Source organism: Bradyrhizobium manausense (genome assembly GCF_018130615.1).
GTDB lineage: Bacteria > Pseudomonadota > Alphaproteobacteria > Rhizobiales > Xanthobacteraceae > Bradyrhizobium > Bradyrhizobium manausense_A.
Genome location: NZ_JAFCKB010000002.1, coordinates 62,191 through 84,911, shown reverse-complemented (window position 1 = coordinate 84,911; position 22,721 = coordinate 62,191). Strand labels below are relative to the sequence as shown.

21 protein-coding genes are annotated in these 22,721 nt (G+C 64.1%); 7 read left to right on the top strand and 14 right to left on the bottom strand.

Annotated elements, in window-relative coordinates; all coding sequences use genetic code 11:
• Positions 1 to 45: 45 nt before the first annotated feature.
• Positions 46 to 822 carry an arginyltransferase gene (locus tag JQ587_RS04065; RefSeq protein WP_212301038.1) on the top strand — a complete coding sequence of 259 codons (777 nt, stop codon included), beginning with the start codon at positions 46 to 48 and terminating at the stop codon, positions 820 to 822.
• Positions 823 to 964: 142 nt separating this feature from the next.
• Here JQ587_RS04065 and JQ587_RS04060 read toward each other — a convergent pair whose 3' ends face one another.
• The gene (locus JQ587_RS04060) at positions 965 to 2,329 is read right to left on the bottom strand and encodes an Nramp family divalent metal transporter (RefSeq protein WP_212424479.1); all 1,365 of its coding nucleotides are present in this window, start codon (positions 2,327 to 2,329) and stop codon (positions 965 to 967) included.
• A gap of 170 nt (positions 2,330 to 2,499) precedes the next feature.
• Between JQ587_RS04060 and JQ587_RS04055 the strand changes: the two genes are divergently transcribed.
• A complete protein-coding gene (locus tag JQ587_RS04055) occupies positions 2,500 to 3,744 on the top strand; it encodes an MFS transporter (RefSeq protein ID WP_212424478.1) in 1,245 nt (414 codons plus the stop codon).
• A 54-nt stretch (positions 3,745 to 3,798) separates the two neighbouring features.
• Here JQ587_RS04055 and JQ587_RS04050 read toward each other — a convergent pair whose 3' ends face one another.
• Positions 3,799 to 5,058, bottom strand: a complete 1,260-nt coding sequence (locus JQ587_RS04050) for an adenylate/guanylate cyclase domain-containing protein (protein WP_212301041.1) — start codon at positions 5,056 to 5,058, stop codon at positions 3,799 to 3,801.
• Positions 5,059 to 5,224: 166 nt separating this feature from the next.
• Between JQ587_RS04050 and JQ587_RS04045 the strand changes: the two genes are divergently transcribed.
• Positions 5,225 to 6,382 carry an MFS transporter gene (locus tag JQ587_RS04045; RefSeq protein WP_212424477.1) on the top strand — a complete coding sequence of 386 codons (1,158 nt, stop codon included), beginning with the start codon at positions 5,225 to 5,227 and terminating at the stop codon, positions 6,380 to 6,382.
• A 31-nt stretch (positions 6,383 to 6,413) separates the two neighbouring features.
• A complete protein-coding gene (locus JQ587_RS04040; RefSeq protein ID WP_212424476.1) occupies positions 6,414 to 6,608 on the top strand; it encodes a hypothetical protein in 195 nt (64 codons plus the stop codon).
• Between the two features lie 110 nt (positions 6,609 to 6,718).
• Here JQ587_RS04040 and JQ587_RS04035 read toward each other — a convergent pair whose 3' ends face one another.
• The 3 genes from JQ587_RS04035 to JQ587_RS04025 form a co-directional block, all read right to left on the bottom strand.
• On the bottom strand, positions 6,719 to 7,213 hold the full coding sequence (locus JQ587_RS04035; protein WP_212424475.1) for a hypothetical protein: 495 nt from the start codon (positions 7,211 to 7,213) through the stop codon (positions 6,719 to 6,721).
• Between the two features lie 375 nt (positions 7,214 to 7,588).
• A complete protein-coding gene (locus JQ587_RS04030; RefSeq protein ID WP_212301044.1) occupies positions 7,589 to 8,464 on the bottom strand; it encodes a DMT family transporter in 876 nt (291 codons plus the stop codon).
• Between the two features lie 82 nt (positions 8,465 to 8,546).
• Entirely contained in the window at positions 8,547 to 9,368 is an 822-nt protein-coding gene (locus tag JQ587_RS04025; protein ID WP_433995262.1) for an N-acyl homoserine lactonase family protein, read from the bottom strand.
• 298 nt (positions 9,369 to 9,666) lie between these two features.
• On the opposite strand from JQ587_RS04025, the gene JQ587_RS04020 reads away from it, so the two are divergent.
• Together JQ587_RS04020 and chrA are read left to right on the top strand one after the other, a co-directional pair.
• Positions 9,667 to 10,485, top strand: coding sequence for a chromate resistance protein ChrB domain-containing protein (locus tag JQ587_RS04020; protein WP_212424474.1), 819 nt, complete (start codon positions 9,667 to 9,669; stop codon positions 10,483 to 10,485).
• The gene (chrA, locus tag JQ587_RS04015; RefSeq protein WP_212424473.1) at positions 10,485 to 11,870 is read left to right on the top strand and encodes a chromate efflux transporter; all 1,386 of its coding nucleotides are present in this window, start codon (positions 10,485 to 10,487) and stop codon (positions 11,868 to 11,870) included. The genes JQ587_RS04020 and chrA overlap by 1 nt, the downstream gene beginning before the upstream one ends.
• A 105-nt stretch (positions 11,871 to 11,975) precedes the next feature.
• On the opposite strand, the gene JQ587_RS04010 is transcribed toward chrA, so the two are convergent.
• Positions 11,976 to 12,704 (bottom strand): PEP-CTERM sorting domain-containing protein, encoded by a 729-nt coding sequence (locus JQ587_RS04010; RefSeq protein ID WP_212424472.1) that lies wholly within the window; start codon positions 12,702 to 12,704, stop codon positions 11,976 to 11,978.
• Between the two features lie 827 nt (positions 12,705 to 13,531).
• Between JQ587_RS04010 and JQ587_RS04005 the strand changes: the two genes are divergently transcribed.
• On the top strand, positions 13,532 to 13,888 hold the full coding sequence (locus JQ587_RS04005; protein WP_249154168.1) for a hypothetical protein: 357 nt from the start codon (positions 13,532 to 13,534) through the stop codon (positions 13,886 to 13,888).
• A gap of 132 nt (positions 13,889 to 14,020) precedes the next feature.
• Here JQ587_RS04005 and JQ587_RS04000 read toward each other — a convergent pair whose 3' ends face one another.
• From JQ587_RS04000 to lepB, 8 genes are all read right to left on the bottom strand, one after another.
• Positions 14,021 to 15,565 carry a GMC family oxidoreductase gene (locus tag JQ587_RS04000; protein ID WP_212424471.1) on the bottom strand — a complete coding sequence of 515 codons (1,545 nt, stop codon included), beginning with the start codon at positions 15,563 to 15,565 and terminating at the stop codon, positions 14,021 to 14,023.
• A 110-nt stretch (positions 15,566 to 15,675) separates the two neighbouring features.
• Positions 15,676 to 17,934 carry a DNA topoisomerase IV subunit A gene (parC, locus tag JQ587_RS03995; protein WP_212301048.1) on the bottom strand — a complete coding sequence of 753 codons (2,259 nt, stop codon included), beginning with the start codon at positions 17,932 to 17,934 and terminating at the stop codon, positions 15,676 to 15,678.
• 59 nt (positions 17,935 to 17,993) lie between these two features.
• Positions 17,994 to 18,272, bottom strand: coding sequence for a hypothetical protein (locus tag JQ587_RS03990; RefSeq protein WP_212301049.1), 279 nt, complete (start codon positions 18,270 to 18,272; stop codon positions 17,994 to 17,996).
• Positions 18,273 to 18,375: 103 nt separating this feature from the next.
• Complete coding sequence (recO, locus tag JQ587_RS03985; RefSeq protein ID WP_212424470.1) at positions 18,376 to 19,128, bottom strand: DNA repair protein RecO; 753 nt, start codon at positions 19,126 to 19,128, stop codon at positions 18,376 to 18,378.
• Positions 19,129 to 19,523: 395 nt separating this feature from the next.
• Positions 19,524 to 19,904, bottom strand: a complete 381-nt coding sequence (locus JQ587_RS03980) for a hypothetical protein (RefSeq protein ID WP_212424469.1) — start codon at positions 19,902 to 19,904, stop codon at positions 19,524 to 19,526.
• Positions 19,905 to 19,925: 21 nt separating this feature from the next.
• Positions 19,926 to 20,852 (bottom strand): GTPase Era, encoded by a 927-nt coding sequence (gene era, locus JQ587_RS03975; RefSeq protein ID WP_212424468.1) that lies wholly within the window; start codon positions 20,850 to 20,852, stop codon positions 19,926 to 19,928.
• Entirely contained in the window at positions 20,842 to 21,738 is an 897-nt protein-coding gene (rnc, locus tag JQ587_RS03970) for a ribonuclease III (protein ID WP_212424467.1), read from the bottom strand. Before rnc ends, era begins: the two co-directional genes overlap by 11 nt.
• Positions 21,735 to 22,499, bottom strand: coding sequence for a signal peptidase I (lepB, locus tag JQ587_RS03965; protein ID WP_212301054.1), 765 nt, complete (start codon positions 22,497 to 22,499; stop codon positions 21,735 to 21,737). Before lepB ends, rnc begins: the two co-directional genes overlap by 4 nt.
• Positions 22,500 to 22,721: the final 222 nt, after the last annotated feature.

The window sequence follows — 22,721 nt, the reverse complement described above, 5'->3', positions numbered from 1 at the left end:
TCGTAGCGCGATGCTGATACTCACTTCGGAGGCCCACGACGTCCCTTGACCCAGCACTCGCGCGACACCCCCCAATTTTACCTCACGGCGCCGTCCCCCTGCCCGTACCTGCCGGGCCGGCATGAGCGCAAGGTGTTCACGCACCTCGTGGGTGACCGCGCCGGCGATCTCAACGACCTCCTGACCCATGGCGGGTTCCGCCGCAGCCAGTCGATCGCCTACCGTCCGGCCTGCGACCAGTGCCGGGCCTGCGTCTCGGTCCGCGTGGTCGCCAACGAGTTCCGTCCCTCCCGCAACTTCCGCAAGGTGATGGCGCGCAACGCCGACATCATCGGCGAGCAGCGCAGCGCGGTGCCGACCTCCGAGCAATATTCGGTGTTCCGCGCCTATCTCGACGCCCGCCACCGTCATGGCGGCATGGCCGACATGACCGTGCTCGACTACGCCATGATGGTCGAGGACAGCCATGTCGAGACGCGCATCATCGAATACCGCAAGCGCGGTCCCGACAGCGGCCTTACCGGCCGCGGCGAGGAGCTGATCGCGGTGGCGTTGACCGACGTGCTCAGCGACGGCCTGTCGATGGTCTATTCGTTCTTCGAGCCGAGCCAGGTCGGCCGCTCGATGGGCACCTTCATGATCCTCGACCACATCGCCCGCGCGCGGCGCCAGGGCCTGCCCTACGTCTATCTCGGCTACTGGATCGAGGGCTCCAAGAAGATGGACTACAAGGCCCGCTTCCTGCCGCAACAGCGCCTCGCCCCCTCAGGCTGGCTGCGCATCGACGCACAGGGCGATGCGACGTCCGAGCCGCAGGACTAGCTGACGCGCACACGCTCTCTGTCATGCCCCGGCTTGACCAGGGCATCCGGTACGCTGCGGCTTCTCGGTTCAGTCACAACCTTCTCTGGAATACTGGGTCGCGGTCAAGCCGGGCGACGACAGCAGTGTGTTTGGCGGACACTCACCCGAACAGCGTATCCACCAGCAGCTTCACGTTCAAAACCACGATCACGCCCGCCACGATCCACGCGATGGCAGCGACGTAGGACGGTATCGTGAACTGGCCCATCTTGCGGCGGTCAGAGACGAAGCGGACCAGCGGAATGACGGCGAACGGAAGCTGCATCGACAGCACGACCTGGCTGAACACCAGCAAATCCGCCGTGCCGCGCTCGCCATAGATCGCGGTGACGACGATCACCGGAATGATGGCAATGCCGCGCGTGAGCAGGCGGCGCGCCCAGCTCGGCAAACGCAGATCGAGAAACCCCTCCATCACGATCTGGCCGGCGAGCGTCGCCGTCACCGTCGAGTTGAGGCCTGAGGCGAGCAGCGCCACCGCGAACAGCGTCGAGGCGATGCCGAGGCCCAGCAGCGGCGAGAGCAGCTCGAAGGCCTGGCCAATCTCGGCGACGTCGGAATGGCCGCTCGTGTGAAAGGTTGCTGCCGCCACGACGAGGATCGCGGCATTGATGAACAGCGCCAGCATCAGCGCGACGGTGGAATCCGTCGTCGCCCATTTGATCGCTTCGCGGCGGCCCTCGTCGTTGCGCGCATAGGCGCGCGTCTGCACGATCGAGGAATGCAGATAGAGATTATGCGGCATCACGGTCGCGCCGATGATGCCGATCGCGATGTAGAGCATCTCGGAGTTGGTGAAGATCTCGCTCTTCGGCGCGAAGCCGCGCAGCACCTCGGCGACCGGCGGCGCGGCGGCGGCGATCTGGACCGCGAAGCACACCGCGATCACCGCGAGCAGTGCCATGACGAAGGCTTCGAGGAAACGGAAGCCGCGGTTCATCAGGACGAGCAGCAGGAATGCATCGAGAGCTGCGATCAGAGCGCCGCCGACCAGGGGAATGCCAAACAGCAATTTCAGCGCGATCGCGGTGCCGATGACCTCGGCGAGGTCGCAGGCGATGATCGCCGCCTCGCAAGCGAGCCAGAGCAGGAAATTCACCGCCGGCGAATAGCTCGCGCGGCAGGCCTGCGCGAGGTCGCGATCGGTGACGATGCCGAGCCGCGCCGCCAGCGACTGCAGCAGGATCGCCATCAAATTCGAGAGCAGGATGACCGAGAGCAGCGTGTAGCCGAACTTGGATCCGCCGGCGAGGTCGGTCGCCCAGTTGCCGGGATCCATGTAGCCGACCGAAACCATGTAGCCCGGACCGACGAAGGCCAGCAGCCGCCGCCACCACACCCCCGCCGTCGGGATGGCGACGGTGGCATTCACCTCGGCGAGGCTCTTGGTGGCCGGCGCGTCGGTGCGCCAGCCGGCAGCATCTTGAGTCAGGTCCTGGGTCAGATCGGGTGATCGGGCATCCATGCGGTCAGAATACCGAAGTCGAGGCTTATTGCAACTCATTTGCAACTGCATCTAGCCGCATTGGTTCCCGCCAGCGCCACGGGTTTGCCCGACCCTGTCGGGAAGCGGGTGGGTTTGGCCGGCGTCGGGGGCGGATACTGGCGCCAATCCGACTTTGCAGGAAATGAGCCATGTCAAATCCGCCCCGCCTCCCCGACACCTTCAACCGCCTCGCCTGGTCCAACCTCGCCGCGCAATCGGCCGAGCAGATCGCGCTGGCCGCAGCCCCGATCGTCGCCGTGCTGACGCTGGGTGTGGCCGAGGGCCAGACCGGCCTGCTCCAGACCGCCCTCACCCTGCCCTTCGTCCTGTTCGCCATTCCGGCCGGCCTGCTTGCGGACCGCATCTCGCGCCGCTCGCTGATGGCAGGTGCCGAGGCGCTCCGTGCGGTGGCGCTGGCGAGCGTCGTCCTCCTGCTCGCGCTCGGCGCGCTCAATCTGCCGCTATTGGCGCTGCTCGGCTTTGCCGCCGTCTGCGGCACCGTCGTCTACAGCGTGGCTGCACCGGCCTTGGTGCCGTCGCTGGTCGGCGCGGAGCTCCTGCCCGCGGCCAATGCCCGAATCGAGCTTGCCCGCACCATTGCCTTCGCCAGCGGTCCCGCGCTCGGTGGTGCACTGGTCGGATGGTGGGGCGCGAGCCCCGCCTTCGGCTTTGCCGCCGCGCTCTCGGCGATCGCTGTGGTCTTGCTCTCCGGCATCTACGAACCCGCGCGGGCGCCGTCGCCGCGCCGCCATCCCTTCCAGGACATCCGCGAAGGCGCGGCCTTCGTGTTTCAGCACCCGCTGCTGCGGCCGGTGTTCATCACGCAATTCATCTTCAACACCGGCTGGTTCCTGCAGATCGCGGTGTTCGTGCCTTACGCCGTCCGGCATCTCGGCTTGACCGCCGCCGGCGTCGGCACGGTGCTGACGATGTACGGCGTCGGCATGGTGATCGGCGCGCTGTTCGCCACGCGCGTGATGCAGCGGATTGCGTTCGGCACCGTGGTCGGCCTCGGCCCGGTCACGGGCTTCGTCGCCGCGGTCGTGATGGCGCTGACGGTGCTGGTCCCTTCGCCCTGGTTGGCCGCCTTGAGCTTCTTCCTGCTCGGCGTCGGGCCGATCCTGTGGGTGATCTCGACCACGACCTTGCGCCAGTCGGTGACGCCGCCGCGCCTGCTCGGGCGTGTCTCCGCCATCAACATCATGAGCTACGGCGCCCGCCCGCTCGGCTCGGCACTGGGCGCGATCGTCGGCGGCATCTGGAGCGCGGAAGCGTGCCTCTATCTCGCAGCAGCCGTCTTTGGCCTGCAGGCGCTGGTGATCTGGCTGTCGCCGGCGGTGGCGCTGGACCGGCAGCCGGCCATGGTGGGAGACGAAGCGTCGGCGCGGTGCTAGCTCCTCTGGCGTCGTCCTGGCAAAAGCCAGGACGACGCTGTGAAGGTAGTCGGGCTAGTTCGCCAGGTACCGCTCGTAGCTGCCCGTCACCGGCTCGCTCGAATCAACTTCGGGATCGAGCGTGTAGAGATCCTGCGCGCGGCCGATGCCGCGCAGCGCGTAGCGGCCGGTGGAGACGAGATAGCGGCGGCCGGAGGCGTCCAGGCCCTTGTAGAATTCCGCCGACGCCAGCAGCTCGCGATCGACCGAGCGGCTCATCGAGGCGATGCGGCTGACCTCGTTGACGGTCGGCCCCACCACGGTGAAATCGAGCCGGTCCTCGCTGCCGATATTGCCGTAAAGGACCTCACCGACATGCAGGCCGATATAGGCCGACGTCGTCGGACGGCCCTCCGCCGCGCGCCGTGTATTCAGCGCCGCGACATTCTTGCGGAACAGATGCTCGGCGCGCAGCGCGGCGCGGCGCGCGTCCGCCATGTCTTCGCCTGTGAACATCGCAAGCACGCCGTCCCCGATCAGCTTCAGCACGTCGCCGCCGGCATCGTGGATCGCGTCGATCACGGCCTGGGCATAGTCGTTGAGAAACGGGATGATCTCGTCGGGGCCGATGCTCTCGCTGATCCCGGTCGAGCCACGCAGATCCGAGTACCAGAGCACGGCATTGATGCGCTCGGTGACGCCGCGCGAGATACGCCCGCGCAGCACCTGCTCCGACGCGTCGCGCCCGAGATAGACGCGCCCCAGCGTCCGGACAATGTCGACCTGCTGCGCCGACTTGATCGCGAGGCCCAGCACCGGCACGAGATCGCGCAGCGCGGCAAGCTCGGCTTCGGTAAAGCCGTCGTCGCGTCGCGTGGTCCAGTAGGAGTAGAGGCAATCCATCTGCCCGAGCGCTCCGGTCTCGCCGAAGCGGTGCACGAAGGCCAGGAAGTGGCGGTGACCGGTTTCGGCGAGGTCGCCGATCTGCGAGAAATCGAGCGAGGGCGCGTCGGCGAGGTCGATCACCATCTCGTCGTGGCCATGCTCGAGCAAATGATAAAATACCGAGCGGCGCCAGTTTTTGGCCGCGTCGCCCTCCGCCGTCGAGCCGTACTCGATGACGTCGCTCTCGTTGCTCGGCGTATCGCTCCAGCGGAAGGCCCGGCCCTCGTAGATCGGATGCAGCGTGTCGATGACGACGAGGCCGCGCGAGAGTTCCAGGCCGTCGGCGCGGCAGCGCTCGCAGAAGCCGCGCAGCAGGTCGGGTTCGGGAAGGCCGGTGAGCCCTTGGCCGGCCAGCCAGTTCATCAGTGCGAGACGGGAGGTTAATTGCATGCGCTATTATGGCGTGCATTCGTGACGAGCGAAAGGCCACGCGAAGACGTCGCGCCGCGAAGGCTCCCGCCCGCAGCAGGTCGAATATGTCGTGCACGCTGTTGACGCGCGCGCGCCTCGGGCCGCAAATGCAGATGATGACACCGCCGATCAGAAATACGGGGACATGAGCCAGCGCCAGCTTCCGATTATTGTTGCGCTGGGTACGACGCAGACCCTGGCCTGGGCCTCCAGCTATTACTTGCCGGCCCTGCTCGCCGATCCGATGGCGCACGACCTCGGCGTCTCCTCCAACTGGATCTTTGGCGCGTTCTCGGCCTCGCTGGTGATCTCCGCGATGCTAGGGCCGCGCATCGGCCGGCAGATCGATCTTGTCGGCGGGCGCCAGGTGCTGTCGGCCTCGAACATCACCATTGCTGCCGGCCTCGTCCTGCTCGGCTTCTCGCAATCGGTCGCAGTGATGGCATTTGCCTGGCTCGTGCTCGGCATCGGCATGGCGATGGGACTCTATGATGCCGCCTTCGCCGCGCTCGGCCGCATCTATGGCACCGAGGCCCGCAGGTCCATCACCGGCATCACGCTGATGGCGGGCTTTGCCTCGACCGTCGGCTGGCCGCTCACCGCGTGGGGGCTGTCCCATATCGGCTGGCGCTACACGTGTTTCGCCTGGGCTGCGGCGAACATCCTGATCGGCCTGCCCCTCAACTTCTTCATGCTGCCGGCGATCAAGGGCGCGAAGCAGGCGGCGGCAACGGCCGAGAAGCCGCACGTGCCACTCGACCGCACCATGATCCTGCTCGCCTTTGTCTTTGCCGCAGTCTGGACCGTCACCGGCGCCATGGCCGTGCATTTCCCGCGCATCCTGGAAACCATGGGCGCGACGCATGTCGAGGCGATCGCGGCCGGCGCCCTGATCGGCCCCGCGCAGGTGGTCGCGCGGATTCTCGAAGCGAGCCTGCTCAGCCGCTTCCATCCGCTATGGTCGACGCGGCTTGCCTGCCTCACCCACCCGATCGGAGCGGCCGTCGTCGCCATCTTCGGCGCGCCCGCGGCGAGCGCCTTTGCGCTGCTGCACGGCTCCGGCAACGGCATCCTGACCATTGCCCGAGGGACGCTGCCGCTCGCGATCTTCGGTCCGAAGGATTTCGGCTATCGCCTCGGCATCATCGGCGCGCCGGCGCGGATGGCGCAGGCGATAGCGCCGCTGGCGTTCGGCCTGCTGATCGACGTCATGGGCACCAAGGTGCTGATGGTCTCGTCCGCGCTCAGCCTGTCGGCGCTGGCCGCCTTGTTCCTGATCCGCGCAGGGAAGCGGCCGGATTGACGGGCTTGCGGCTTTCGCGCACAAGCGGGCCATGAGCGACAACAACAGCCCGCCGCCCCGCACGTTCAAAGGCCTCCTGCGCTGGGCCATGACGCCGCCGCAGGCCTGGGGCGTCTATCTCCTCGCCGTCCTCCTGGTGTGGCTGCTCTCGTTCTATGCCGGCACGCTGAAGCCGAAGAAGACGCCGGACACAGGCGTGCCGACGGTCACGGCGCCGCGGGGCTGATGGGCCTGCCTCACCGACGGTCCTATCATCTCGAATGCGAAAGACCACCGCTTCCGGATCGTCCCGCCCGGTCGAGCGGGCACGACTTCATGGAGAACGCGGTCAACGGCTTAGTTGTCCGTGAGGTTTCCAACTAAGACGCAGGACGCCTCGATAATAACTTGAATATTGGTTGCCACGCCTGCGTCGATTCGTACCGTGGGGAAGCGGCCGGGTCCCATCTTGTAATAGATCTGGTTGGTGACGATGGAGTAGAAGGAAGCGTTGGTCAGTGTTTGCGGCGAGACGTTTCCCCGTACGGAATAGTCTCTGCCAAGGTCATCATTCCCCGACGTGGTCCCGACAAATAGCGTTACGTCCTCCAGAACTTGCTGCGAACCAGTAAAAATGCGGCAGGAAACATTTGTGATGTTCAAATACTTGTTTGCGGGGGATTGCAGAAACGTCAGAAATAAGAGGGTTGAATTGGCCGCATTGGTAGCTCGATCCTCGTAAAATGTGCCTGAGATGATTTGCTTGTTGTTCTGAGCGTGGGCCTGTGCGGCCAGAGCAATTGTAAACAGAAGGAGCGTGACCGCGAATTTGGCAATGCGAACGGAATACATTTCAAATCTCCATTGATTTGAGCCTTCGTTGAAATGAACGAGGGCGGCGGCCAGTCGTCAGGAGGTCGGATCGGTGGGCGGATTGCTCAACTAGCCAATGGGTCGAAATGTGCTTTGTGAATCGAGAATGACCGTCGGTCCGGTTGAACGTTGATGGTTGCGCACCGCGCCTGCTCGCGAAGATAAATATTGCGCCGACGACGATCGCTGATCTTGCGACGTCGAATGCATCTTGGTCTTCAAATGTAACAAGAGCAGCCTGCATCCTCTGCGCGATTTTCGGGAGTGTCAACCTGACGCGTCGCGGTGCGGAGCCGCCATCGGCTCCTCTGCCGAATTGTTGGGCGGTCGGTACCTCGTCGCGCGATGGCTCGATCAGGCCGGCTTCGGCTGGCTGGTCGCGATCCAAATTCCTGCGAACACGGCGAGCAGCCCGATCAGGAGATTGGGCGTGATCGGCTCGCCGATCAGCAGCGCGGCCAGCAAGGTGGCCGCGATCGGGTTGACCGTCATGGTGTTGGCGACGCGGGTCGGCGTGGCGCGCTGCAGCGCCATCACCCACAGAATGAAAGCGAGCGCGCCGCCACCGGCGCCGAGATAGGCACCCGCGATCCATTGCGCCACCGTGAACTGCGCGAGCGCGGCGAAGCTGCCCTTCGTCACACCCACGAGCATCAGCGCCACGGCGCCCGCACCCATCCCGACCGTGAGAAAGCCGAGCGCGCTGGAGCGCTGCATCAGCGGCCGCGACAGCACGTTGTAGAAGGCCATGCAGAACACTGCGCCGGTCATGATCAGCTCGCCACGCCAGGCCCCAGGCGGGCTCTGCGCCAGGCCCGCCGCCAATGCGGCGGCAACCCCGAGCACGGCAATGCCGACACCGGCGATCTTGCGCGCCGTCAGCCGCTCGACGCCGAGGATCGCACCGACGACCATGGTGTGAAGCGGCAGCGTTGCCAGCGCGAGGCTCGCTCGCGCCGCAGTCGTATAGGAGATCGCGATGTTGTAGAGGATGAAGAACAGGCCGAAGAAGCAGATGCCGAGGGCCATCACCGCCGGCCAGTCCGACCGTTGCGGCCAGCTTACGCGAAGCAGCAACGCGCACGGCAGCAGGCAGAGGAATCCGATTCCCCAGCGCAGGATCGCAAGCATGACCGGATCGGCACCGACGACGAGATAACGGGTGATCGCCGCGGCGGTGCCACCGATGCTGCTCGACGCCAGAGCGATCGCGACCCCGAGCCACTCCACGTTTCGCCTCCCGTCCCGGAGATTTGGAGGCGCCTACCGCATCCCTGCTGCCACCATGGTGGCAACAGGGGTCTCACCAAAGCTAGTCGTAGAACTCCGGCGACATCTTCTGGGTGTCGCGCTGCGCCTTGTCGTGGTTGATCCAGAGCTGCGCCTTTTCCTTGTCGAGCGTGTCGGCGATCTTCTGCATCGAGGCCGCGGTCAGCTCCTTGTTGGCGTTCATGCTGGGAACGCGGCGGTTGTCCCAATTGTCCTTGAAGTGAACGGCATCGCCGGACAGCACCACCACGCCGGTCTTCGGCAGTTTCACCATCAGCGACTGGTGTCCCGGCGTATGACCGGGAGTCGAGAGGATGGTGAGGCTGCCGTCGCCGAACACATCCTTGTCGCCCGCGAGCAACTCGACCGGATGCGAGGGCTTGAAGCGCGGCTCATTGTTGGCACCCGGCCAGTCATATTCCGCCTTCTGTACATAGAGCGTCGCCTGCGGGAACATCTCGACATTGCCGATGTGATCGGGATGGGTGTGCGAGACGGCCATCGCCTTGATGTCGGCCGGCTTCACGCCGATCTGCTCGAGCTGCGCGGCGAGCGTTTTCGGACGCCGCCAAGTGACGGCCTTGGGATCAGCCGGCGCCAACCCGTTCGGCATCGATGCTACGGCGTCGGGAATGCCGGTGTCCCACAGGAACCAGCCCTGGCTGTGCTTGATGAGATAGCAGGTGTCGACGAAGTCCATCGACTTGCCTTCATTCACCCCTGGCGACCAGCGCGAGATGTCGCCGGCAACGCCCTCGCCGCAATTGAGAATGTAGAGTTTTTCGACCCCCGGCTTCTGCGCGGATGCCGATTGGGCGGACAGCGCGAGAGCGGCGATGGCGAGGGCGAACGTGAGCTTCGGCATGATCTTCGGCATGATCTTGGGCATCATCTTCGGCATGATCTTGGGCGTCATCCTTGGTCCCTCCTGGCAGCGCCTTCCTGCTGCGACCGAGGATCAACCCCGGTCCCGGTGCAGAATTCCGCTTTCGCCGACTCTAGGCCGCAGCAGCATATCTTCCTAACATTCAATGCCCATGAAACCGATGATTGACAGCGCGGCGTGGTTTCGGTGTAATTAGCGCCATGGGGATTTGAGCGATCTCCCCACGAGGCGACATGCCCAAGTATCGCGTCCCGTTTGATTTATGCGAGGACGCATCATGTCAACGTTCACGACCATATCATCTGACAAATTGGCGCGCCTGATCGGCACGGCCAATGCTCCCGTCCTGATCGACGTCCGCACGGACGAGGATTTTGCCGCCGACCGGCGGCTGATCCCGGGCTCGATCAAGCTCAGCCACGAGACCGTTGCGGAATGGGGCGCCGGCTTCGCCGGTCGCCGGGCCATCGTCTCGTGCTTCCGCGGCGAGAAACTCGCGCAGGGCACGGCGGCCTGGCTCCGCCAGTTCGGCGCCGAGGCCGAAACGCTGGAAGGCGGCTTCGAGGGCTGGAAGGCGGCCAAGCTGCCGCTGGTCGACACGCGAAAACTGCCGCCGCGCGATGCCAAAGGACGCACGATCTGGGTGACACGGGCGCGGCCCAAGGTCGACCGCATCGCCTGCCCCTGGCTGATCCGCCGCTTCGTCGATCCCAACGCGGTGTTCTTGTTTGTCGCGCCATCCGAGGTGGTTGCCGTCGGCGAACGCTTTGGCGCGGCCGCCTTCGACATCGAGAACGTGTTCTGGAGTCACCGCGGCGAACTCTGCACCTTCGACGTCATGGTCGAGGAGTTCGGGATCGCGACGCCGGCGCTGTTGCGGCTGGCCACGCTGGTGCGCGGCGCCGACACTGCAAGGCCCGACCTCGCACCGGAGGCACCCGGCCTGCTCGCGGCGTCCCTCGGGCTGTCGCGCATGTACGATGACGACCTCGAACAGCTCGAGGCCGGCATGTTGCTCTACGACGCCTTCTACCGCTGGTGCCGCGACGCCACGGGTGAGACGCACAACTGGCCGACCAACAAGGCAAAGGCGTAATGGATATCCGCGCCAAACAAACGGGAGCTGATGCCGGTCACGGCATCAGCTTCAACGAAGCTTTCCGCGTCTGGCTGCGCGTCGCCTGCCTCAGCTTCGGCGGGCCCGCGGGCCAGATCGCGGTGATGCACCGCATCCTGGTCGAGGAGAAGAACTGGATTTCCGAAGGCCGTTTCCTGCATGCGCTGAACTACTGCATGCTCCTGCCGGGACCGGAGGCGCAGCAGCTCGCGACCTATATCGGCTGGCTGATGCACCGCACCGCCGGCGGGCTGATGGCGGGCGGGCTGTTCATCCTGCCCGGCATCATCGCCATCATGGGGCTCAGCTACATCTACGCGGCTTACGGCAATGTCAGCTTTGTCGAGGCGCTGTTCTTCGGATTGAAGGCCGCGGTGCTCGCCATCGTCATCGAGGCCGTGTTCCGCGTCGGCAAGCGCGCGCTGAAGAACCGCATCATGATCGCGCTCGCGGCGATCGCCTTCGTCGCAATCTTCTTCTTCGCGGTCCCCTTCCCGATCATCATCATCGCCGCCGGCCTGATCGGCTATGCCGGCGCGCGCGCCGGACGTCCGGAATTCGCGCCAGCTGGTCATGGCCACGGTGGCAATGGCGCCGCCATCGACAACATGCTCGGCGAAGCCGTGCCTTACCATGTCCGCCCCAACGCCGCGCGCGCGATCCGCACCGGTGCGCTCTGGCTCGCGCTATGGCTGGTACCGGTGATCGTGCTGCTTCTGGCGTTCGGCCAGGCCAATGTGTTCAGCCAGATCGCGCTGTTCTTCTCGAAGATGGCGCTGGTCACTTTCGGCGGGGCCTATGCCGTGCTGGCCTACGTCGCCCAGCAGGCTGTCGAGCATTATCACTGGCTGAAACCGCACGAGATGCTCGACGGCCTCGGCATGGCCGAGACCACGCCGGGCCCGCTGATCATGGTGCTGCAGTTCGTGGGCTTCATGGCCGCCTATCGCGACCCGAGCGGCCTGTCGCCGATGTTGGCGGCAATGCTCGGCGGCTTGCTCGCGACCTGGGTCACGTTCACGCCCTGCTTCCTCTGGATCTTCGTCGGCGCTCCCTACATCGAGCGCCTGCGCGGCAACACCGGGCTCGCCGGCGCGCTGGGTGCGATCACCGCCGCCGTGGTCGGCGTGATCCTCAACCTCTCGATCTGGTTCGCGCTGCACACGCTGTTCCGCGAGACAGTGCCGGTGCACGCCTTCCCGCTGGATTTTGACAGGCCCGTGCTGGCGAGCGTCGATGTGCCGGCGCTCGTGCTATCGATCGCGGCGGCAACCGCGATCTTCCGGTTCAAGCTCGGCATGTTGACCGTGCTTGCCGGCAGCTGCGCCGCCGGCGTGGTGCTGCGGCTGGCGGGTGTGATCTAGCCAACAACTCATGACTGCCGGAGCACGGCGGTGTCAGCTGTGCTCGCCGACAGGAGAGAAGAGCGTGCGAACGCAGCCCCGCGGTCGATCAGGCGACGGCCCAAATTAGTCTGCGGTCAGCGCCATGCGTCTCCTGCCGCGATGGGCGAGGAAGCCTAAGCTGCAGAAGCCAAGAAGCAGCATCGCCCAGGTGGACGGTTCGGGGACTGCTCCAACCGTATCGGTCGTAAGGGCAGCCAGGAATGGTTCTCCATTCCCCCATACGCCATTTCCAACATAGTCAAACTCAACCTTGGTCAGCGTACCAATTCCGGAGACGTTGAATTGCTGAGCGTCCAATCGGTCCTGGTTGCTGGCTCCGTAGTAGGCGGATCCATACAAATTCGTCGCGGTATTGATGAAGCCATCGTTGAAGTGGTCGCGAATATTGACCCCTTCGGTAAGGTTGAAGGTGAATGTGCCCCCGCTGCCGGTGAAGATGAATTGGCCGGTGGTCGCACCATTCGCGCCGAAGGCGGAGTTGACGAGGCTGTAGATCGTCTGCACGCCAGTGATGTTCAGCCCGCCAAAAACGAATGAGGTGGGCAGATTGTCTTGTCCCAACGTTTGCACGGCGCCTAGGTGGTTTCCACCGGGATAGCTCGCAAGACTGAACGTGGCCGCACCAATCGTCAGCGATGTGCCGCCCGCAGGATAGTTGGTCCCGCCACTATAAGTCACCAGATCGGCGTTTACCTGGGAACTGAGATCGATTTGAACCTGGGACGCACGCGCTTGAGAAACCTGGAAGGTCGTAAGAGCAAGCAGCGAGACCGCCAATAATCTCTTCTTCATTCCCAATCCCCTTCATGCAATAGCTGCAACACTAATGGAGGTCTCGAAACTGGCACGGAAATCCGTGAGTCATCTCGCAAAGGAATGCTTCTGATTATTAATATTTAAATTATTTTCTCGCGAATAATCGCGGGTGTCAAGAACTGATGAATTTCGCTCATGGGCCGCGGTTGAAGATCACGCGTACCCGACTGAACCAAAAAGGAGAATTGGCTGTTTGCGGATTGGCTGGCCGCGACCTCGCGATACGGCGGGCCGCGACCACCAGTTCTTTTTGAAGCGCGGCAATGTTTGACAAGCGCCGCGTTCAAGGATTGCCGTCCGCCAGATTTCGGGGGCTCGACGCGGCGAGCCCCCACTTCGCAGTCGGCCCCAGAGAGCAGCATCGCCATAATGAACGAGGCCGCCAACTGGGGCGACCTTCGCACGGAGTTGCCACCTCGGTTGGCGTTTGAGCAAATCTCAATTGGCCTTCGATCTCGGAGGACTGTTGCTGTCCTGTCCTTGCGCCGGCGCGGCGAAGCCGAACATGGATATTGCGAGCGAAACTGCGGTCAGTCTGGAAACCGCCGCTTTAACTAATCGATCGGTTCAACGCCCAACGCTGCGAAGCGAGCTCTCGTCAGATCGGCCTGGTGCGAAGACGTCTGATCCTCACCGTTGAATCAGCATATTCGCGACCAAGCTTTCGGTAGCAATGGGCCCAACAACGGTCATCGCAACTCAACCGCTTCGTCGACCCGATCGAGATGTTGATTCAAATCAATGGTGATCCGAATGCTGCGAGATCGACTGCGTGATGCCCCTCATCTTCGCAGGAGACGAACATGCGGTCACTTGCAATTGCAGCTGCCTTGAGCCTGCTGCCAGTTTCGGCTTTCGCCGTCTCCGACTGCCGGGTCACCGGTGATCCCTCGGTGTTTGGCGTCGACATGACGGCCTACTTCGTGATCAGATCAGGGCAGACGTGCAATTTCCCGATGCGAATTCCGGGAGCGATGCACAACTCGGGCGTTTCCCAGAAGCCTGCGCACGGGACGCTCAGACAGCTCAATGTAACGACGTTCAGGTACACCGCGGCGTCCGGATACAAGGGCAACGATACGTTTGCCATCTACGGCGAAGGAAAAGGTCCGTACGGCTCAGGCAGATCGGTCATGACCGTGAATGCAACGATTGAATAGGACCGTAAGCCCAATCGCGATGAAGGGGCCACGGGCACGACAGAACACTCTGAGACGACCGTGGTTGAGGAAAGAAGCCGCGGCGTACTGGATGCCCCGGTCGAGCCGTGGCATGACGCCGTCATTGTGGCCCTACCGCATCATCAACCGCGCGATGGCCTCGCCAATCACCACCGTGGTGAAGTGGGTGTTGGCACGGCAATCCGACGGCATGATCGAGGCGTCGGCCACGCGTAGGCCCAAGATGCCTTTCACGGTGCCATCGGGATTCACCACGCCATCGGCGTCGTCGACACCGCTCATGCGACAGCTGCCGGCGGCATGCTGGATGTCGCCGGTCTCACGCCGCAGCAGCGCATCGAGTTCGTGATCCGGCAGGTGAGCCGCCTGCGGCAATGTCAGATCGGTGTCGGTGAACCGGATCCAGTCGGCGATTCCTGATAGCGCCGGCTGGGACGTGATCACGGCGAGCCGCCTCACCGCATCCATCATGCGCAGCATGTCGCGGGGATCGGCGAGCATGTTCTCCTCGACGATCGGATCGACGGACGGATCGGTGGAAGCGAGCTTGAGCGTGCCGCGCGAATAGGCGTTGAACAGACCGGCGCCGATCGCGCCAGGCGCACCGATGCCGCGATGGTTGAACGCGATCAGGATCATGTCGCGCTTGCCGCCGTTGGCGAGGCCCGAAGAATAAGTCACGCAGCAATTGGTGTGGCGCGTGTCCGGGTCGGTCGGCCGCAGGTTTTCGCGGAGCTGGATCGTGGCGCGAAACAGTGGATGATCGAAGAAGTGACGACCGACCGGCAAATCGCGCGCGACAGCTATCCCCATCGCCTTCAGGTCTTCAGCCGGCCCGATGCCCGAGCGCAGCAGGATCGCCGGACTGTGGATTGCGCCGGCGCACAGCACGATCTGCCGCGCGCTGATCTCGCTCGTGCCCTGCCCCTCAGCGTGAATGCGAAGACCGGTCGCCCGGCCGTCGCTGATCAGCACGCGATCGACAAGCGTCTTGCCCCGGATCTCCAGATTGGCGCGACCACGCGCGGGCTCGAGATAGCCTTCGTTGGTGGTGATGCGGCGACCGTCGCGGCTGTTGATGGGATAGCAAGCGACGCCCTCGCCGTCCGGACCGTTGAGATCGGCGCACCAGGGATAGCCACTCGCGAGCGCGGCATCGCGCAAGCCGCGATCGATCGGCCCCCATTTTGCGGGAGGCGCGCGATAGACCGGCAACGGTCCGCCGCTTCCGTGGCCTGCAACGGCACCGAACTCCAGATCGTCCTCGATCACGGAGAACAGCGACATGATCTCCTTCGCCGACCAGCCGGCGCAGCCCTTGGCGGCCCATTCGTCGAATGCGTCCGCAACACCGCGGATCGCGATCTGGCCGTTCATCATCGACGAGCCGCCGAGCCCCTTGCCGCGCCAGTAGAAGCGCGGCTCCTGTCCTGCGACACGGCGCGTCAGGAGATCAGGCCACTGCCATTTCTCCTGATACTCGCGCTTGTGGATGATCGGGATGGGATTGGGCGTCCGCACCTCCCAAGGCGCTTCATCAGCGCGCCAGTCCAGGCCGGCTTCGAGCAGCAGGACACGCCGTGCCGGATCCTCGGAGAGCCTTGCCGCGACCGCGGCGCCGGCGGAGCCGCCGCCGACCACAATGACATCGTACATCGCGTTACTTCTCAAAGATCCCAGAGACCGGCATGCCAGACGGTATCAGACCGCCCACGCCGATGCAGCAATGCAGGAGCATTGCTGCCCATCAGGACATGAGAGCCGCCCTACCCGATCACTTTGCCGAACTTGTTCGATTTCGGGAATCCCTTCGGTGGCAGGCGGCCGGCGTCGGCGCGGGTGCCTTGCCACTCGGCGAGCTCCTTGGTGGTCGCGGAGAATTCGCGCCCCGCAGAGTCCTTCCAGGTCAGACCTGCCTTGGCCTCGAAGACAGTGACGTCGGACAGACCGCCGTCCTTATACTTCTGCAGGCGCACGCCGCGACCGCGCGCCATCTCCGGCACCTGGTCGAGCGGGAAGATCAGCATCTTGCGGTTCTCGCCGATGACAGCGACCGTGTCGCCGAGCACCTCGGTGACCGCGCGCGCCTCGTTCGGCATGTCGACGTTGAGGACCTGCTTGCCCTTCTTGGTCGTGCCGACGCAATCGTCCTCGTTGACGACAAAACCCTGGCCCTCATGGCTCGCGACCAGGAATTTGCGTCCGCCCTTGTTGACGAACAACGTGACCGGCGCGGCCTCCGGCTCGAGATCGATGAACTGGCGAATCGGCTCGCCGTGGCCGCGGCCGCCCGGAAGCTTCGCCACGTCGATCGAGAAGAATTTTCCGTTGGTCGCAAACAGCAGCAGCTTCGATGTCGTCTCCGCGAAGAACGCGATGCCGAGCTTGTCGTCCTGCTTGAAGGCGAGCCCCGAGAGATCCTCGACATGCCCCTTCATGGTGCGGATCCAGCCCTTGTCGGAGACGACGACCGTCACCGGCTCGCGCTCGACGAGGGCTTCCTCCATCGCAGCGAGATCGTGCTCGGGCGCGTCGGCGAAGGTGGTGCGGCGCTTGCCGAGCGGCGTCTTCGGTCCGAACATGTCGCGGACCTTGCCGACCTGCTCGGCAACCTTCTTCCACTGCTCGGGCTCGGAGGCGAGCAGGCCCTCGATCCCCTTCAGCTCCTTGCGAAGATCCCTGTCCTCGTTGCGGATCTCCATTTCCTCGAGTCTGCGCAGATTGCGCAAACGCATGTTGAGGATGGCTTCCGCCTGGATCTCGGTGAGCTTGAAAGCCTTGATCAAGGCAGGCTTCGGCTCGTCCTCGGTGCGGATGATCTTGATCACCTTGTCGAGGTTCAGATACGCGACCAGATGGCCGCCGAGGACTTCGAGCCGATGTTCGATCTCGCCCTTGCGGAAATTGGAGCGGCGGATCAGCACGTCGCGCAGATGGTCGAGCCATTCGCGCAGGCACTCCGCGAGCCCCACCACCTTGGGGATGCGGCCCTTGATCAGCACGTTGAGGTTCAGCGGAATCTTGTTTTCGAGCTCGGTCAGCCGGAACAGCGATTCCATCATCAGCGCCGGATCGACGTTCTTCGACTTCGGCTCGATGATGAGACGAACGTCCTCGGCGGATTCGTCGCGGACCTCGCCAACCAGCGGCAGCTTCTTCTGGTCGAGCAGTTCGGCGATCTTCTCGACCATGCGCGACTTCTGCACCAGGAAGGGGATCTCGGTGACGACAACGACCCAGGTGCCGCGGGCGCCCTCTTCCTGCTGCCACCTGGCGCGGACACGGAACGAGCCGCGGCCGGTGGTGTAGGCCTCGGCAATCGCCTGCTTGGAATCGACGCAGATGCCACCCGTCGGGAAATCGGGCCCCTTGACCCATTTCATCAGCGCCTTGGACTTGGCGTCGGGCTTCTCGATCAGATGCAGCGCGGCCTCACACAGCTCGGCGGCGTTGTGCGGCGGGATCGAGGTCGCCATGCCGACCGCGATGCCCTGCGCGCCGTTGGCGAGCAGGTTCGGGAAGCCGCCGGGCAGCACGACCGGCTCCTTCGACTGGCCATCGTAGTTGGCGCGGAACTCGACGCCGTCCTCGTCGATGCCCTCGAGCAGAAGCCGCGCGACGTCGGTCATGCGCGCTTCGGTGTAGCGGTAGGCGGCGGGATTATCGCCGTCGATATTGCCAAAATTGCCCTGGCCGTCGACCAGCGGGTAGCGCGAGGAGAAATCCTGCGCGAGGCGCACCATGGCGTCGTAGATGGCCTGGTCGCCATGCGGATGGAACGAGCCCATCACGTCGCCGACGATCTTGGCGGATTTCTTGAAGGCGGTTCCGGGGTCGAGCCTGAGCAGGCGCATGCCGTAGAGGATGCGCCGGTGTACCGGCTTCAGGCCGTCGCGCGCATCAGGCAGCGCGCGGTGCATGATGGTGGAGAGCGCATAGGCGAGATAGCGCTCTTCCAGCGCCTCACGCAGCGGCACCTCGTGAATTTCGGCCGGTTCTTCCGGCGGAACGATTCGTTTTCCCATGCCGCCCGGTTAAACCGTGGAAGCGAATCGGGCAAGGATGGATTGGTTCCCTGGGGCTTCTACTGCCCTGCCCACCCGGCCGTCACGGTCGGCTGGACCTTGGCCGGGGCCGTCGCCGGCGTGTTGGCCACACAGCGGCGGGCCGCCTCGATCTCGGCGTCGGTGGCACCATGAGAGCGCGCCCATGTCTCTGCGGCCGCAGCGGAATATTTCGCCACATAATACCGGACGACGGTACAGGACGCCCGGCGAAACACGCCAGGTTGCGGCTCGCCGGCCATGGCCTCAGGCGCAAAAGCCAGCAGCGCTGCGGTCAGCGCAAAACCCCTGATCAACATGTTGGCTGTCCCCGTTGTGGAACCTGCCCGCGCCAACGCGGAAACCCGAACTTCGTTCCCGGGGGAACCCTATACCCTCAAGCAATGCAGCAGCGCGATCCGCTCATGGCGCCGGCAGCGCCGCTTTGGCGTGCAGCCGCGTCAGGGCATTGATGAAGCCGGCCCGCGCATCGGAATGGCCCTGCCCCCGCGGCTCCAGCACATGGCGCAGCAGGAACAGGCCGGTCAACCGGAAGCCGTCCTGGAGATCCTCGTCGGTGAGGTCGCTTGCGGCTTCGCCCTGGCGGAGGAACGGCGGCAGCCGCAGCAGCCGGTCGCGCCACGGCTCGCCGGCGCCGCGGGATACGGCGCCGCCGGATTTTGGCGAGACATAGATCAGGTCAGTGGTCTCCCCTGTCACCGCGCAGTTTTCGAGCGCGAGCCCGAAGCCGAGCTCGGCGAGCATGGCCAGCTCGAAATGGATGAGATGCACTGCGGCGCTGCCGATGTCGTCGAAATCATCGAGCGAATGTTCGAGCAACGCAAAGATATCCTCGTGCGGATCGCGCTCGGGAAGCAGCCGCGCAATCGAGGCCAGATGGGTGACGCCGTAGACGCCATGGGACGATCCCAGCAGCGTCGCCGCGCGCAGCTTCAGGCCCTCGATGGCGTAGGTGCCGAGATGCTCATCGAGCCGCGCCCGCCACACCGCGCTGACGCTGTTGCCGGGCTGCAAGAGCGGCCGCAGCCGCGTGCTCGCACCGCCCCGCACGAGACCGAGATGCCGGCCGTGCGCGCGCGTCAGCAGCTCGACAATGGCGCTACTCTCGCCATGCCGCCGCACGCCCAGCACGATGCCTTCGTCGGTCCATTCCATGGAACGCAACTATAGCGCTATATGGGACAGTGAAGAAAGGTTTGGAGGTCAACTCTCATAATGGCAAACCTAGTTGGCGATCTGCTGGCCGGAATTATCGAGCTGTCGCTTTGGCTGATTAAGGGGTTTCCCAGCTTTTGCTATTTCACGGGAATCATTGTCGTTTACGCTGCGACCCTCGGCAGGGTCACCGTCGAGTATCCGAGGCGTCCTGACAACGCATACCGTAGCTGGCGCAAGTCTCCCCAGGGACGAACGCTCCTGTCTCCCACGCTCGGCACCGTCTTCGGATTTTCGTTCTGGGCGATCGTGATCGCCCTAACTGTCATTGTATACGAGTATTCCCATCCCCGAGATACAACCCCGCGCAGGCGCAGCACGCTATTCTGCGTCCTTCACGCGTTGAACCAGCCCTGCGCATCGCCTGTGAAGGAGAAGTAGAGCCCGAACACCGTCAGCGCGCAGGAGACGATCTCGATGGCGCTATCGAGCTCCACGCCCCTCTCCCCGATGATCTGGCCAAGCGAGATCACCGACAGCGCCAGCACCGCCGCCAGCACCCAGCGCGGCCAATTCTTGCGCCAATGCGCAGCCAGCCAGACGAAATAGAGCAGCAGCAGAATCATCCCGCCGGCGAGCAGCGTCGCCGTCATGATCATCTGCTCGGTCATCTCGAGGGTGGGCGTGCGATCCTGCACCGCCACCGACAGCGCATCCAGCATCAGCGAGGCATAGAGCAGCGCTTCGAAACGCTGGACGTTGCGGGGCACACTCATCGGCGACTGATCTTTTCTTGGTTATTCCTTGGGAAATTCCAGGCCCATCTCGCGATAGCGATCGGGGTCGTCCCCCCAGTTCTCGCGCACCTTCACGAACAGGAACAGATGCACCGGCACGTCCAGGATCTGCATCAGCTCTTTCCGCGAGTCCGCGCCGATCGACTTGATGGTAGCGCCGCCCTTGCCGAGCACGATCTTGCGCTGGCTCTCGCGCTCCACGAAGATCGTCTGCTCGATGCGCACCGACTTATCCTTGCGCTCCTCCCACTTGTCGGTCTCGACCGTGGACTGGTAGGGCAATTCCTGGTGCAGCTTCTGATAGATCTTTTCGCGCGTGATCTCGGCCGCCAGCTGGCGCATCGGCGCGTCCGACATCTGGTCTTCGGGATAGAGGTATGGCCCCGGCGGCACCATCTCGGCGAGCGTGGTGCGGATGTCGTCGACGCCGTCGCCCGAGATCGCCGCGATCATGAACGTCCGTGCGAACTTCATGCGTTCGTTGGCGGCCTGCGCCAGCGCCAGGAGCTTCTCGCGCTGGACCAGATCGACCTTGTTGATGACCAGGATCTTGTCGTGATTGACACTGGCGGCTTTGGCGAGGATCGCCTCGGCCTCTTCGTCAATACCGGTCTTGGCATCGAGCAGCACGCAGACGAGGTCGGCGTCATGCGCCCCGCTCCAGGCGGTCGAGACCATGGCGCGGTCGAGCCGGCGCTTCGGCAGGAAAATGCCGGGCGTGTCGACCAGGATGATTTGCGAATTGTTCTCGATCACGATGCCGCGGATCAAGGCGCGCGTGGTTTGCACCTTGCGCGAGACGATCGTGACCTTGGCCCCGACCAGCGCATTGACCAGCGTGGACTTGCCGACATTGGGCGCGCCGATCAGCGCGACGAAACCGCAGCGCGTCGCGGCGGGCGCCTCGCCGCTTGTTTCAGCCGTCATTGCCGCCGCCAACGCCTTCACGTTCGATCATCACTGAAGCTGCCACTTTCTCTGCCGCCCGCTTGCTGCCGCCGATGCCTTCGGCCGGCGCGAGTCCGGGCAGGTCCACGGCGACCCGAAACTGCGGATCGTGATGCGGGCCGGTGCGCTCGACCTCGCGATAAACCGGCGTCGGCAATCCTTTGCCTTGCGCCCATTCCTGCAGCACGGTCTTGGGATCACGCAGCGGACGCCGCGGCTTGTGCATGCGCTCGGTCCAGTTGCGCTTGACGAACTCGTCCGCCGCCGCATGACCGCCGTCGAGGAAGATCGCGCCGATCACGGCTTCGCAGATGTCACCGAGGATCGACTTGCGCAGGCGCGCATCCGCGCTGGAGCCGACCGAACCGAGCTTGATGTCGTCGAGCAGACCGAGCGACTTGGCGACATCGGCGCAGCTCTCCTTGCGCACGAGTTCGGCAAGCCGCTTGGACAGTTCGCCCTCGTCGGCGTTCGGGAAGGCGTGATAGAGCATGTCGGAGACGACAAGCCCCAGCACGTGGTCGCCGAGGAACTCCAGCCGCTGATAGCTGTCACCACGCTTGCGTCCGGACTTCAGCGCCGAGACGTGCGTGATCGCCTGCATCAGCAAATTCGGATCGGCAAAGCTGTGGCCGATGCGCGCCTCGAGCGCCGCATTCGCATCAGCCGCCGCCTTCGCCTTGTCCTTGGCCTTGCTGCTCCGTGTCCGCTTCTTCTTCGCTGGAGTCTTGGTGTCAGCGCCCTTGGGTTCAGAAGTCTTGGTTTCGGGAGTCTTGGGCGCAGCCGTCTTGGTTGCAGCTTCGCCCTCGGGAGCGGCTTGCGCTTCGATCGATTGGGTCGTGATGTCCTTGGCTTCGTCTTTCATCGGACGATTTTGAAGAACCGGTTCCAGCGCACCGACCAGGGCCAGCGCCAGAACATCCAGGCATGCTCGCCTTCACCGATGGAGAAGAAGATCATCTGCGCACGGCCGATCAAGTTCTCCTGCGGCACGTAGCCGACCTGGCCGAGGAAGCGGCTGTCGGTGGAGTTGTCGCGATTGTCACCCATCATGAAGAAATGGCCGGGCGGCACGGTGTAGACGTTGGTGTTGTCCATGTAGCCGTTGTCGGCGCAATCGAGCGTCTCGTAAGTGACGCCGTTCGGCAGCGTTTCCTTCCAGCGCTTCACGCGCGAGATGCCGCCGCCTTCCGAGCCGCACGGGTCCTCGCCGACATACTCGCTCATGCGCTGGCGCTCGACCGGAGTGTCGTTGATGTAGAGCAGCCCGTCCTTCATCTGGATGTGGTCGCCGGGAAGGCCGATCACGCGTTTGATGTAGTCGGTGGTGTCATCCTTCGGCAGGCGGAACACGACGATGTCGCCGCGGTTGGGATCCGAGCCCCAGATCCGTCCCGAGAACAGCGGCGGCGAGAACGGGATCGAGTAATGGCTGTAGCCGTAGGAATATTTCGAGACGAACAGATAGTCGCCGACCAGCAGCGTCGCCTTCATCGAGCCGGACGGGATGTTGAACGGCTGGAACAGGAAGGTGCGGATCACCAGCGCGATCAGGAGAGCATGGATCACGACCCGGACTGTTTCGCCGACGCCGCTTTCAGTTTTTGTTCCCGAAGTCACGCTCATTGCTCTCTCAATTCCGGCCGGCGATCACAGAACGCCCTCCTCTCGCGAACGGCCCACCGGTTCGCGGCCCAAGGAGATTGTCCTGATTCTGATAGTGAGGGCCAATTCCGGCGTAAAGCCGAATTCGCCCAGCCTGATTTGCGTCCGCGGACTTTTAGACGGTTGTCGCAGGCCACGCAATCAAGGATCGCGTCAAAAACCAATAAGGCATTGATTTTCAAT